Below are 12,378 nucleotides of genomic sequence, written 5' to 3' on the forward strand. Positions count from 1 at the left end.
GCCGGGATGAGGGAACAGCCAGCACAATCAAACCATCATATTCGCCACTAAATGCTTACGCCCGTTGTCATCCTCTTCGGTGTAAACCCCCTGCAACTCCGGTGAGAAGCCCGGCAGCAGGTTAATGCCTTCTTCCAGCGCGAGGAAATAGCGCTGCACCGCCCCACCCCATACTTCGCCCGGCACCACGCACAGCACGCCAGGAGGATAAGGCAACGCGCCCTCAGCGGCGATACGTCCTTCCGCTTTGGCAATCGGCACTAACTCAACGTCGCCGCGAATATATGCCTGATGCGCATCCTGCGGGTTCACCTTAACCGGCGGGAAGCAGGCTTCGCGGAACATGGCTTTTTGCAGATCTTTCACGCCATAGCTGACATACAAATCATGCATTTCCTGGCACAGACGGCGCAGGGTATAGCCCTGATAACGCACCATATTTTTGCGATACACGCTCGGGAGTACCTCCGCCAGCAGCGCATCTTCTTTAACGTGCTGCTCAAACTGCTCCAGCATCGCGACCAGATGCGCCATCTTCTCGGCGCTTTCCGCTGGCGTCAGCAGGAAAAGAATCGAGTTGAGGTCGCATTTTTCCGGCACGATGCCATTTTCACGCAGGTAGTTCGCCAGAATGGTGGCCGGAATGCCGAACTCGGTGTATTCCCCGCTGGCGGCATCAATGCCCGGCGTGGTCAGCAACAGTTTGCAAGGGTCCACCAGATATTGCTCGCTGGCATACCCGGAAAATCCATGCCATTTCGCGCCTGGTTCAAAGCTGAAGTAAGCCGGATCGGCGGCGATAGCCTCCGTTTCCGCTGCCTGCCACGGTTTACCGTGCACCTGCTCCGGCAGAAATGGCAGGATCATCTCACAGCGTTCCAGAATCGCTTTACGTGCATCAATGCCCAGCGTGACGCACTCGTGCCACATGCTGCGACCCGCCTCGCCCTGATGCATACGCGCGTTGATATCCAGCGCGGCGAACAACGGGTAGAACGGGCTGGTTGAGGCGTGCAGCATAAAGGCATTGTTCAGGCGCTTGTGGGGACAAAAACGTTTCTGCCCACGCAGATGGTTATCTTTCTTGTGAATTTGCGAGGTTTGCGAGAAACCGGCCAGTTGCTTATGCACCGACTGGGTGACGAAAATGCCCGGATCGTTCTCGTTCAGCTCCAGCGTCAATGGTGAGCAGCCTTCCATCAGCGGGATAAATTGCTCGTACCCCAGCCAGGCCGAATCAAACAGGATGTAATCACACAGATGGCCAATGCGGTCCACCACCTGGCGTGCGTTGTACACCGTGCCGTCGTAGGTGCCGAGTTGGATAATCGCCAGACGGAACGGACGTTGCTCTTTGGCACGCTTCGGCGCGACTTTCTTTACCTGCTCGCGCAGATAAGCTTCGTCAAAGCAGTGCGCATCAATACCGCCAATAAAGCCAAACGGGTTGCGCGCCGCTTCAAGATATACCGGCGTGGCACCGGCCTGAATCAACGCGCCATGATGGTTGGATTTATGGTTGTTACGGTCAAACAGCACCAGATCGCCACGCGTCAGCAGCGCGTTAGTCACCACTTTGTTGGCGCTGGAAGTGCCGTTCAACACGAAATAGGTTTTATCGGCGTTGAAGACTTTGGCCGCATATTTCTGTGCGTCTTTGGCTGAGCCTTCGTGGATCAGCAAATCGCCCAGTTTGACATCCGCGTTGCACATATCGGAACGGAAGACGTTTTCGCCATAGAATTCATAGAATTGACGACCAGCCGGATGTTTTTTGAAGAAGGCGCCGCCCTGATGCCCCGGACAGGCAAAGGTGCTGTTTTGCATATCAACATAGCGTGTCAGGGTGTCAAAGAACGGTGGCAGCAGTTCCGCTTCATAAGCTTGCGCCGCTTCTTCTAACGCGTCCCACTCTTCCGGTGCGCCGTTGATCTCGGCAACGACGCCCGGCAGTTGCAGCACCTCTTCGTCAAAGGCATTGGCAACAAACACCGGCAGATTGAAGCCGGTATGGCGCAACAGCGCCAACACGCCACTCCGCGTATCTGCCAAAGAGACGACAACAGCCGCCACGTCGGTAAAGTCAGTATTGTCCAGCGTCACCACGTCGCGCATGGTGTTCAGGCTCAGGTTTGGCGCTACAGCAGCGCTGGCAGCAATTTTCAGTGGTGTCATAACACAAATCCCCAGAGGTCAAGGATGAGTGGGTGCCAGTGGCACAGCAATGAGGAAGATTCCCCGGCGAATAACGTCAGACGGATCGGTGCAAAAAGAGATCACAGCCGCAACCGATAGACATCAGTAAAGTCAGAAAATGTCTGTCTTTACTCATGTCCAACAGTGAGCGCGTGGCTGGCCTCACCGCATGGTGAGCGAGAAATGCGAACAACAGATGACGGAGGAACGCTTGCAGCGAAGCGAACGGGAACAAGTGCAGATGCGCATTGTACCGACCATAGCGGCGTCCTCAGTGATTAAGGGGGTTGATAACTATCAGGGGCGCAATAATGTCATCTTTTTTTTGCCGGAACAACCCGCTACCCGCAATTTCCGCATAGCGATAACTTATTGATAAAAAATGTTTTTTATCAACCGATAAAATTAAAAGTGCTTAATTATCCGCACCTTATGCAAATTTATGCAAGGCGCGGATATTGATAACAAAGCATTACAACCAATGCTGCGCGCGAATCTTTTCACCATCGCTAAACCGGCTAAAGCGGAACGGCTGGGCATCCACCGACGGCGTGCTGTTCAGCACCAGATCCGCCATCAGCTGACCGGCTCCGGGCGCGATACCAAATCCGTGACCAGAAAAACCGGTCGCCAGATACAACCCGGCTACCTGATCAATCCCGGAGATCACCGGAATGGCATCCGGCATGGTATCAATCAACCCGCCCCAGCTCTGCGCCACCGGCAGATCGCGTAGCGGCGGCAGCAACTCTGCCAGGTTTTGACGCATGCGCTGTACGATCAACGGATTAATCACCGGATCGAGCACGCGCAGCACTTCATAGATCGATCGTTTATCTGCCTGACCGGGCTTCCAGCGCAGCGCTTCATCGACAAAACGCTTACCGAGACGCAACTGCAACGATTTACGTTCCACCCAAAAGGCAGGCATAAAGCGTGGGCTAAAACGTAACGAATCCAGCGTGATATCGGCGGTATTGGTGGCCGAACTGGCGACCGTCAGGCCACCATCCAGCCGTTTACGCAGCGCAACACTACCGAAGCTGGCGCAGGCACCGGGATCGAAATCCACCGGACGGGTTCGTAGCACCGTCGACAACACCTTCAATTGCGGCAACGTCACGCCCAGCCCTTGCAACAACAGGCGTGACCAGGCTCCCCCCGCCACCACCACTTGCTGACAACGAATGGCGCCGTGCTCGGTGACCACTTCGCTCACGCGCCCATTGGTACGTTCAATGGTGCGAACCGCGCAATGCTGTTGCAGATTCAGTCCCTGCTCCATCGCAGCAGCAACCATCGCCGGAGCCGCTTTCTGCGGTTCGGCGCGCCCGTCCAGCGCGGTATATAACCCACCGGGATAGCTGCCCTGTAGCTGCGGCAGATGCTGACTCAGCTGTTGCGGCGTCAGCATCTCGCTGTGAATACCGTAATGTTGCGCTTCATTGACCCAGCGCTGATGGCGCTCACGCTGCTGTTCGGTGCGTGAGGCATAAACGATGCCATTGCGACGAAAACCGGTTTCGCGGTTTACACGCACATTCATCCCCTCCCACAACTGCATGCTGAGGTTGATCAACGGCAGCTCGCGCAGGTCGCGTCCGGTACGACGACACCAGCCCCAGTTACGGCTCGACTGCTCTGCCGCCACCGTGCCCTTCTCCAACAGCACGGTTCTGACACCGCGCTGCACCAGCGACAACGCGGTCGCCACGCCGATAATCCCGCCACCAATCACCACCACATCGGCGCTCGTCGGAAAGGTTTCCGAAGAGGGAACTGCATCAACGCTGGGACCCATGATTATTTCCTCGTCAGGTAAAAGGGCATCAATAGTTATCTTCCACCGTCCAGTTCACCGGAATTTCGGCGATGCTGGTGGTGGTGGGTAATTCCAGAACCGTACGGATCAGGTGCGCCAGATCTTCCGGCTGCGTCATTTTTTCTGCGGGCACCTCGGTCAATGCCGTCCCCATATCAGTGGCGACAAAGCCGGGGCAGATGGCGGTACAGCGAATGCCATCGGCATCACCGATTTTGCGCAGCCCGTGGGCCAGCGCCAGCGCGGCATACTTGCTCATGGCATACAGGCTGGAGCGTTCGGCTTTGACGCGTTTTCCGGAAAGCGACACCAGCATTACGATGCGCCCGGCACCGCTGGCCTGCAAATGGGGCCATGTCAGACGGCTCAACCGCATCGGTGATTTGACGTTAACGTCAAAGGTACGATCGAACTCGTCGTCAGTGGCTTCTAGGATCGACAGCGGCAGCATCATGCCGGCGTTATGTACCACCGCATCAATGCGACCGAACTTCGCGAGGGTGGCATCGACCCACGCCTGTTCCGTGGCGGCATCAAACGCATCAAAACGACATACCAACTGATTTTCGCTATCGCTGACCAGCACATCCTCTGGTGACCGGCAGCCCAGGCTCACCGCCCAACCGTTTGCCAGCAGATTGGCGGCAATCGCCGCCCCGATACCGCGACTGGCACCACTGATTAACGCGACTTTACGTGTTGATTTGCTCATGGTTCTCCCCGGTAAATTTTTTTGCGCGATAAATCGCGCCGCAACCAAACGTGCAGAATTTTGTAGCGGCGCGATTTATCGCGCGTGTTTACAACGATGCCCGCAACCGCGTATCCAGCGGGCTGATCAGTGGCGCAATCGCCGCCACTTCCTCTTTCAACAACGCCACATAACGCTGCTGCACCTCGGGGTTCAGACGGGGTGAGAGGAAGGTCAACCCCAACGATCCCACCACGCCAGCGCCGGACACCATGATCGGCACGGCGATCCCGGCGATCCCCGGAATTAACTCCCCCGGATCGATAGCGAAACCCTGCTGCCGCGTCTGCTCCAGCTTGAGCTGCAAGGTTTGCACCGTAAGTTGCGGCCAGCTATCAAGCCGTGCCCGGTTACGCGCCAGAATCGCCTGCTGCTGCTCCTCCTCCAGAAACGCCAGGATCGCCAGACTGCCAGGCCCAAGGCCCAACGGCACCGCACCGCCCACCGAACCGGTCAGCGTCTGCATCTGGTATTCGCTGTCGTAACGGTCAATGCACACCGAATCATCACGATCGCGCGCCATCAGCATCGCCGTCTCACCGGTCTGCTGCCGTAACCGCTCCAGCGCAGGCTGGAACTGGCGACGCAGGCCAGGCCCGCGCGCCGCTTTGGCACCGAACACCAGTAACTTGGTGCCCAGCCGATAACATTTGTCACTCTGTACCTTCTGCAACAACTGATGTTCCACCAGCGAATTGAGAATGCGGTGGCAGGTGACTTTATTCAGACCCGAAAGCTCGCACAGCGCTTTTAACGTCGCCCCTTCACTGCCCGCATCGGCGACCAGATCGAGCAACATCACCGCACGATCCAGCAGTTGTACCCCATTTTTCCCCGAATTTTCGCTCATCGGCCTCACCGCTAAAGTTCCACATTGTGAAACTTTAAATCATAAGATTTCAATATATGGTTTTTTGTTGACTAATTTTCTAGCAGATTTCATATTCGGTTGACAAGTGAGCAACGCGTTTCAACAAAAAAAGTCGCTCACAGAACAAAATTTACAACACCTGCAGATTCACCCCGACAGAGGAAATATCTATGAAAAACCATCGCATGCGTATTCTGGCTGCCTCGATGTTGCTGTTGGCTGCCCCGGTAATCACCCACGCGGACACCCTGTCCGACATCAAGGCCCGCGGCGTGTTAACGGTCGGGGTGAAGAATGACTACCCGCCTTACGGCTACATGGACAACAACGGCAACACCGTCGGTTTCGAGATCAGCCTGGCGCGCTATATCGCCAACGAACTGCTCGGCTCACCAGACAAAATCAAGCTGGTGCCGGTAAACGCTTCCAACCGAATGCAATTCCTCAACTCCGGGCAGATCGACATCATCATGGCAACCCTCGGCGTCACGCCGGATCGTGCCAAACAGATCGATTTTACCGATGAGTACGTCTCCGCCGCTGGCCCGTCGATCCTGGCGCGCAAAGAGGTGAAATTTACCCAGTGGGAGCAGTTAAAAGGCCAGAAAATCTGCGGTATCCAGGGGTCTTACTTCAATAAAACCGTGACCGAAAAATATGGCCTGCAACTGGTGAACTTCACCGCGCTGCCGGAAGCCTATCGCGCGTTGCAGGACAATCGCTGTGTGGCGATGGTGTTTGATGACATGTCGCTGCAAAACAAGCTGAAAGAGCCGGGCTGGAGCGACTACAAAATCGCGGTGAAACCCTATGAATACCTGCCGATGGCCGGTGGCCTGCGTAAAGGTGACGATGCCTTCCGCGCCGCCGTCGATAAAGCAATTGTTAAAGCAGAAGGCGAAGACAAGCTGATTGGCTGGGAAAAAGAGTTTGATATGCCACCGTCGCCGTATATCGCCAAACGTGCGGAAGCGGCGCGCGCTGCGGCCAAATAAGCCGTCAGGAGCGAAATATGTTCGGACTCGATTTCTCCTGGCTGCTCGACCCCACGTATCAGCAATGGCTGCTTCAGGGCGTGCTGCAAACGCTGGAACTGGCGGCGCTCTCATCAGCGTTCGCCATTGTTATCGGCCTGTTGGGTGCCTTCTGCCTGACGTTCCGTCTCGCGTGGCTGGATGCCAGTATCGAGCTGTTCGTCGAGCTGTTTCGCAACACGCCGCCACTGCTGCAAATGTTGTTCTTCTATTTCACGCTAACGCAGATTGGTTTCACCACGGAGGACCCGGTGACCGGCTTACAGGTGCCGCTGATTAGCGCCTTTATGTCAGCCACCGTGTCGCTCAGCCTGTTCGGTGGCGCGTTGTGCATCGAAGCCTTTCGGTCCGGCTTCGATGCAGTGCCGAAGGCCACGCTGGAAGCGGCGCGCTCGCTGGGTTACACGCGCTGGGGATTGTTCCGTCATGTGCAGGTACCGATTGCCTCCCGCATCTGCCTGCCACCGCTCACCAACGTGCTGACCAACCTGTTCAAAACCACCTCGCAGGCATCGGTGATCACCGTCCCGGAGTTGATGTATGCCGCCGGGCAAATCTACAACGATACCTTCCGCACGCTGGAAGTGATGCTGCTGATCCTGGTGATCTACGTGGTACTGGTAAGCCTGGTGGTGTGGTTGATTGGCTGGGTGCAGCGCGCCCTCGCCTATCCTGGTTATGGAGCCTGATCCATGAGCGATGTTCTGTACCTGAAACGTAAAAAGCAGACGCGTCACGCCTTTCTGTTTATTGGTCTGTTGATCCTGCTGTTCAGCATGGTGACCGATCGTGGCGGCGAGTGGCGTCAGGTGTGGGAAAAACTGCCGCTGCTGCTGACCGGTTCTATGCACGGTTGGCCGCTCAACGGCGGTTTTATCCTCAACATCTTTATCGGCATTGCCAGCATGGCGATTGCGACGGTACTCGGACTGTTTCTCGGTTTGATGATGCTGGCGAAACGCCGCTGGTTAAGCATTCCGGCACGCGCCGTGATGAACTTCCTGCGCAACGCCCCGTGGCTGGTGCTGCTGTTTTCGATGTTGTATCTGCTGCCATACCGCGTTGAATGGCTGGGCTTCCAGTTTACGCTGTCGCCGCTGTTTAAAGCGATTGTTGGCCTGAGCCTGCCCACTGCTGCCAACTTCGCCGAGGTGATTCGCGGTGCGGTGAACTCGGTACATAGCGGTCAGTGGGAATCAGCACGTTCGCTTGGCTACAGTCAGTGGCAAATCTATCGCATCGTGATCCTGCCGCAGGCGCTGCGCCGCATCATTCCCGGCTGGATGAATCTGTATGCGCTGCTGGCCATCTCCACCGCGCTGGCAACCGTGACCGGCGTACAGGAGGTGGTGACGTTGCTACGCACCACGCTGGCAACTGAAAGTGAAGGCTCGCTGGTCTACTTCTACGTCACCGTGCTGCTGATGTTCTTCTGTTATTGCTACCCGATTGCCCTGCTGGCACGTCGGCTGGAAAACCAAACCAAAGGGGATGCCATATGATCGCTCGCACTCCGTCCCTGATCGAGCTGGACAATATTCACAAATCTTTCGGCAACACCGAGGTGTTGAAAGGCATTTCGCTGGAAGTCACCAAAGGCGAAGCGGTATGCATCATCGGGCCTTCCGGCTCAGGGAAATCCACCATTTTACGTTGTATCAATGGCCTGCTGCCGATCGACGACGGCTTTATCCGTGTTGGTGAGCACCGCGTGCATGAGATTGAAAGCGAAAAAGCGATGCGCCCGCTGCGCCACCAGGTGGCAATGGTGTTCCAGCAATACAACCTGTTCCCGCATCGAACCGTGCTCGACAACGTGATGATGGCACCGATGCAGGTACTGAAACATCAACGTGAAGCGGTACACGAGCGCGCGCTACGCCTGCTGAAAAAAGTGCGGCTGGAAGGAAAAGAGGGGCGCTATCCGGGCGAACTCTCCGGCGGCCAGCAGCAGCGCGTCGCCATTGCCCGCGCGCTGGCAATGCAGCCAGAAATCATCCTGTTTGATGAAGTCACCGCCGCGCTGGACCCGGAAACGGTGAAAGAGGTGTTGAACACCATTCGTGAGTTGGTGGATGACGGCCTGACCTGTCTGCTGGTGACACATGAAATGCGCTTTGCACGCGAAGTATCGCACCGGGTGTGCTTCACCGACAAAGGCAAAATTGTGGAGATGGCGCCCCCGGCGCAGCTCTTTGACGATCCGCAGGATGCGCGCACGCGCGAGTTCCTCGGCCAGGTGTTGTAACGGAGTTGAGAGACATCATGTCTGATCAGGCAATTTTTACTGAAGATTTCAAAACCACCCCGTACTGGTGGGAAGCCGCACCACCGGAAACCTGTCGCGATCCCCTCCCGGCGGAAACCGAGATCGCGATCGTGGGCTCCGGTTTTGCCGGGCTGAATGCCGCGATCGAGCTGGCTCGTCATGGCAAAAAAGTCGTGGTACTGGAGGCTAACGAGCTGGGCAGTGGCGGCAGCACCCGTACCGGTGGGATGATCAGCAGCGGGCAGAAACTGGTGGTGGGTGGCGCAATCAAAGGCATCCCACCGGAGCTGTTCCAGCGCATGATCGCCGACTCGATCGCCTCCTTTGCCTTTATTCAGGATCTGGTGCGCGAGGAGCAACTGGACGCGGATCTGTTTATCGGTGGCCGCTATTTTGGCGCGCACACGCAAAAGCAGCTGGCTGGTTTATATCAGATGGGCGATATCCTGCATCGCGTTACCGGTGTCACGGTGCATAAGATCGATCGCGCAACTCAGGCACCGATCATCGGTTCCGATTTTTATCACGGCGGCATTCTGGTGGACGAGTACGGTGGCGTACATCCAGGTAAATACAACCGGGCATTACGCGATTTGGCGCGTAAACTGGGCGCGCAACTGTTTTCCCATGCCCGCGTGACCGGCGTGGAAACCGAGGGCGGTAGCAAAGTGATTTACACCGAGCGTGGCACGCTGCGCGCACGTCAGGTGATTTTCCTGACTAACGGTTACACCGACGCCCAGGCATCGCCGAATCTGGCAAAACGTATTGTGCCGGTGAAGAGTTATCAGATCGCCACCGAGCCGCTGCCACCTGAGTTGATGGCGAAGTTGATCCCCGGCGGCCGCATGATCACCGACAGCCGTCGCGATCTGATCTACACCCGCCCATCGCCGGATGGTACACGTCTGTTGTTTGGATCGCGTCCCGGCATTATGGATTGCGACGATAAAACTGCGGCGATCCGTATTCGCCAACGTATGCTGGCGATCTGGCCGGAACTGGCACCGTATCGCATCAGTCATGCCTGGAGCGGATATGTAGGGATGACGTGGGATAAAACCGCTTATGCCGGTGAAATGGATAACGCGCGTTTTGCCGTTGGCTGTAACGGTAACGGCGTCGCGCTGATGAGCTGGCTCGGTTATCGTGCCGCCCAAAAGCTGCTCGGCACCGAGCCGCGCCCGCTGTCGTTTGAGCGCAACACCTTTAAACCGATCCCGTTGTATGGTGGCAAACCGTGGTTTTTACCGCTGGTGACCGGCTGGTATCGTTTCCGCGATGCGGTGGATAAGGCGCGGGATTGAAGCCTCCCCCCCGTAGCGACGCGATTTATCGTGCAGTTTTTTCCGACACCGCGCACGGAACTGCGCGATTAATCGCGCCGCTACCGTTAAGTCCGTGATTCAGGCACGCAGTTGTTGTAACTCGTCTTCACTGATGCCTGTCACCTCGATAATGGTTTCCAGGTCCATCTTTTTGGCCAGCATGCGGCGTGCCATTTCTTGCGTTAATCTCTGGCGCTCTTCTTGCTGTCCTTCCTGTCGTCCTTCCTGCCGTCCTTCCAGACGAGACTCCAGACGCCATTGTTGTTCAACCGTCATAATCTGTTCCTTTAGTTGAGGTTTGGTTTGCATCAATATCTCAACGAGTTTTTCCCGGTCATCCGTATCCCCATGCTGCAAAAGATATAAGATCACGTCGACAGAGAGATCATCATTGTAATCCACCGATAGTAACGTTGCCATCGGGTCAATATTTTCCAGCATGTCGCGCAGTCGTATGATTTTATGTGCCATCTCCAATCGGGCCACCGATAGGGGCTGGTTTTTCCCTGATAAAACAACATCGGTACAACAATCGGCAATTCAGCATGCCCCTCATCAAGATGGCGTTGCATGGCGGCAATGGCATAGCGCATCATGCGTAGGGTCATATTTTTATCTGGGGAGCTTTGGTGCTCAATCAAGGCATAAATATACCCTTCACCACAGTCAGTCTTCATCGAAAGCAGCACATCGGAATATAACGCGCGTAGATCCCTTTCGATAAAGGTAGTGGTAACCAGTTGCAAAGTGTCCAGATCGCAGTGCTGACGTATGGTTAACGGAAGATGGATTTCCAGGAACTGCCTGGCGATCGGCGGGTGGCTAAGAAACCTTTTGAACAGTGCATCATGCGGGGCCGGGATAACACTCATAGACGTAACACCTGCCAGTCCGATATAAAGTGCACGGACATTAACAACGGGTATAACCCACTGAAATACACCAGGTAAAATTATCACAGCGATTTAAGGGATTCAGAACGCCTTCAGGAAATATTCAGGAATGTCATTGGTGCTTCGCAGGGTAGCAACGAATGAAGTGCAGTTGATTTGGCTCACTAGAAGCATCCTGATTTGAGGAGTACCATGACCCCACTTTCCTCAACCAGCCGGAGGCTGCATGTTTAAGGCACTGGTCATTGATAATGACGAACAGGGATACCGCACTACCCTAAAAGATCTGGAAGAAAAACAACTACCGGATCAGGATGTCACCCTCGAAGTTAGCTACTCCACCCTAAACTACAAAGATGCCCTCGCTATCTGCAATAAAGGCCCAATCGTACGCCAGTTCCCGATGGTACCAGGCATCGATTTTGTTGGTCGGGTGATCAACAGTCGCCACCCGCAATGGCAGCAGGATGATGTCGCACTGCTGACCGGCTGGGGCGTCGGCGAGAAATATTGGGGTGGCCTGGCGCAGAAAGCCAGCGTCTCCGGTGACTGGCTGGTCAAAGTCCCCACCGCACTCAGCCCGCTGCAAACTATGGCAATCGGCACCGCCGGGTTTACTGCGATGCTGTGCGTAATGGCGCTGGAAAAACAAGGAATTACCCCTCAGCACGGTCCGGTGCTGGTCACTGGCGCCAGCGGTGGCGTCGGCAGTTTTGCCGTCAGCCTGCTGGCGCGTCTCGGTTATGAAGTAGTGGCCTCCAGCGGGCGAGCCAGCGATAGCGACTATTTGATCACTACCCTCGGTGCAGCGTCGGTCATTGATCGTAATGAACTCAGTCAACCCGGCAAACCGCTGGCGAAAGAGCGCTGGGCCGCCGCTATCGATAGCGTCGGCAGTCATACGCTCAGTAACGTGCTGGCGGGCATCAAACGTGATGGCGTGGTCGCTGCCTGCGGTATGGCGCAAGGTCTGGATCTGCCTACCAGCGTCGCTCCCTTTATTCTGCGCGGCGTGATTCTGGCGGGCGTAGATAGCGTAATGTGCCCACTGCCGCTGCGCCAGCAGGCGTGGCAACGTCTGGCAGATTTGGTTGATGGGGAGCAACTACAAAAACTCACCCGCGTGATCCCGCTGAGTGCGGCGCGTGAAGGAGCAGAACAGCTGCTGGCGGGTGAAGTGCGTGGACGTCTGATCGTCGATTGTCGGTAGGATG

General features: G+C 56.1%; 10 protein-coding genes and 1 pseudogene. 6 read left to right on the forward strand and 5 right to left on the reverse strand.

Going from position 1 to position 12,378, the window contains the following annotated elements; all coding sequences use genetic code 11:
* Positions 1 to 27 precede the first annotated feature (27 nt).
* From AC6I8R_RS17030 to AC6I8R_RS17045, 4 genes are all read right to left on the reverse strand, one after another.
* Positions 28 to 2,175 carry an ornithine decarboxylase gene (locus tag AC6I8R_RS17030; RefSeq protein WP_415173755.1) on the reverse strand — a complete coding sequence of 716 codons (2,148 nt, stop codon included), beginning with the start codon at positions 2,173 to 2,175 and terminating at the stop codon, positions 28 to 30.
* Between the two features lie 493 nt (positions 2,176 to 2,668).
* Complete coding sequence (locus AC6I8R_RS17035) at positions 2,669 to 3,997, reverse strand: NAD(P)/FAD-dependent oxidoreductase (RefSeq protein WP_497832609.1); 1,329 nt, start codon at positions 3,995 to 3,997, stop codon at positions 2,669 to 2,671.
* Positions 3,998 to 4,025: 28 nt separating this feature from the next.
* Positions 4,026 to 4,730: an SDR family NAD(P)-dependent oxidoreductase gene (locus AC6I8R_RS17040; RefSeq protein ID WP_021186182.1), complete on the reverse strand. Its 705-nt coding sequence runs from the start codon at positions 4,728 to 4,730 to the stop codon at positions 4,026 to 4,028.
* 88 nt (positions 4,731 to 4,818) lie between these two features.
* Positions 4,819 to 5,619 carry an IclR family transcriptional regulator gene (locus AC6I8R_RS17045; protein ID WP_415173754.1) on the reverse strand — a complete coding sequence of 267 codons (801 nt, stop codon included), beginning with the start codon at positions 5,617 to 5,619 and terminating at the stop codon, positions 4,819 to 4,821.
* A 191-nt stretch (positions 5,620 to 5,810) separates the two neighbouring features.
* On the opposite strand from AC6I8R_RS17045, the gene AC6I8R_RS17050 reads away from it, so the two are divergent.
* From AC6I8R_RS17050 to AC6I8R_RS17070, 5 genes are read left to right on the forward strand one after another with little or no spacing between them, the layout of a single operon-like run.
* Entirely contained in the window at positions 5,811 to 6,635 is an 825-nt protein-coding gene (locus AC6I8R_RS17050; protein WP_021186180.1) for a transporter substrate-binding domain-containing protein, read from the forward strand.
* A 17-nt stretch (positions 6,636 to 6,652) separates the two neighbouring features.
* Positions 6,653 to 7,363, forward strand: a complete 711-nt coding sequence (locus tag AC6I8R_RS17055; protein ID WP_021186179.1) for an amino acid ABC transporter permease — start codon at positions 6,653 to 6,655, stop codon at positions 7,361 to 7,363.
* 3 nt (positions 7,364 to 7,366) lie between these two features.
* The gene (locus AC6I8R_RS17060) at positions 7,367 to 8,176 is read left to right on the forward strand and encodes an amino acid ABC transporter permease (RefSeq protein ID WP_021186178.1); all 810 of its coding nucleotides are present in this window, start codon (positions 7,367 to 7,369) and stop codon (positions 8,174 to 8,176) included.
* Complete coding sequence (locus AC6I8R_RS17065; RefSeq protein ID WP_208723647.1) at positions 8,173 to 8,922, forward strand: amino acid ABC transporter ATP-binding protein; 750 nt, start codon at positions 8,173 to 8,175, stop codon at positions 8,920 to 8,922. Before AC6I8R_RS17060 ends, AC6I8R_RS17065 begins: the two co-directional genes overlap by 4 nt.
* Before the next feature lie 17 nt (positions 8,923 to 8,939).
* Positions 8,940 to 10,250: an NAD(P)/FAD-dependent oxidoreductase gene (locus AC6I8R_RS17070; RefSeq protein ID WP_497832610.1), complete on the forward strand. Its 1,311-nt coding sequence runs from the start codon at positions 8,940 to 8,942 to the stop codon at positions 10,248 to 10,250.
* Between the two features lie 99 nt (positions 10,251 to 10,349).
* Here AC6I8R_RS17070 and AC6I8R_RS17075 read toward each other — a convergent pair.
* Positions 10,350 to 11,143: pseudogene (locus tag AC6I8R_RS17075) on the reverse strand (Rpn family recombination-promoting nuclease/putative transposase).
* A gap of 247 nt (positions 11,144 to 11,390) precedes the next feature.
* On the opposite strand from AC6I8R_RS17075, the gene acuI reads away from it, so the two are divergent.
* Positions 11,391 to 12,374: an acrylyl-CoA reductase (NADPH) gene (acuI, locus tag AC6I8R_RS17080; protein WP_021186174.1), complete on the forward strand. Its 984-nt coding sequence runs from the start codon at positions 11,391 to 11,393 to the stop codon at positions 12,372 to 12,374.
* Positions 12,375 to 12,378: the final 4 nt, after the last annotated feature.

It is taken from the genome of Pantoea sp. X-Soil-OKNW-713 (assembly GCF_059730685.1).

Coding starts and splice junctions, on each gene's coding strand:
- AC6I8R_RS17040 (WP_021186182.1), bottom strand. CDS start 4,730: ATGAGCAAATCAACACGTAAAGTCGCGTTAATCAGTGGTGCCAGTCGC.
- AC6I8R_RS17055 (WP_021186179.1), top strand. CDS start 6,653: ATGTTCGGACTCGATTTCTCCTGGCTGCTCGACCCCACGTATCAGCAA.
- AC6I8R_RS17065 (WP_208723647.1), top strand. CDS start 8,173: ATGATCGCTCGCACTCCGTCCCTGATCGAGCTGGACAATATTCACAAA.
- AC6I8R_RS17060 (WP_021186178.1), top strand. CDS start 7,367: ATGAGCGATGTTCTGTACCTGAAACGTAAAAAGCAGACGCGTCACGCC.
- acuI (WP_021186174.1), top strand. CDS start 11,391: ATGTTTAAGGCACTGGTCATTGATAATGACGAACAGGGATACCGCACT.
- AC6I8R_RS17035 (WP_497832609.1), bottom strand. CDS start 3,997: ATGGGTCCCAGCGTTGATGCAGTTCCCTCTTCGGAAACCTTTCCGACG.
- AC6I8R_RS17050 (WP_021186180.1), top strand. CDS start 5,811: ATGAAAAACCATCGCATGCGTATTCTGGCTGCCTCGATGTTGCTGTTG.
- AC6I8R_RS17045 (WP_415173754.1), bottom strand. CDS start 5,619: ATGAGCGAAAATTCGGGGAAAAATGGGGTACAACTGCTGGATCGTGCG.
- AC6I8R_RS17070 (WP_497832610.1), top strand. CDS start 8,940: ATGTCTGATCAGGCAATTTTTACTGAAGATTTCAAAACCACCCCGTAC.
- AC6I8R_RS17030 (WP_415173755.1), bottom strand. CDS start 2,175: ATGACACCACTGAAAATTGCTGCCAGCGCTGCTGTAGCGCCAAACCTG.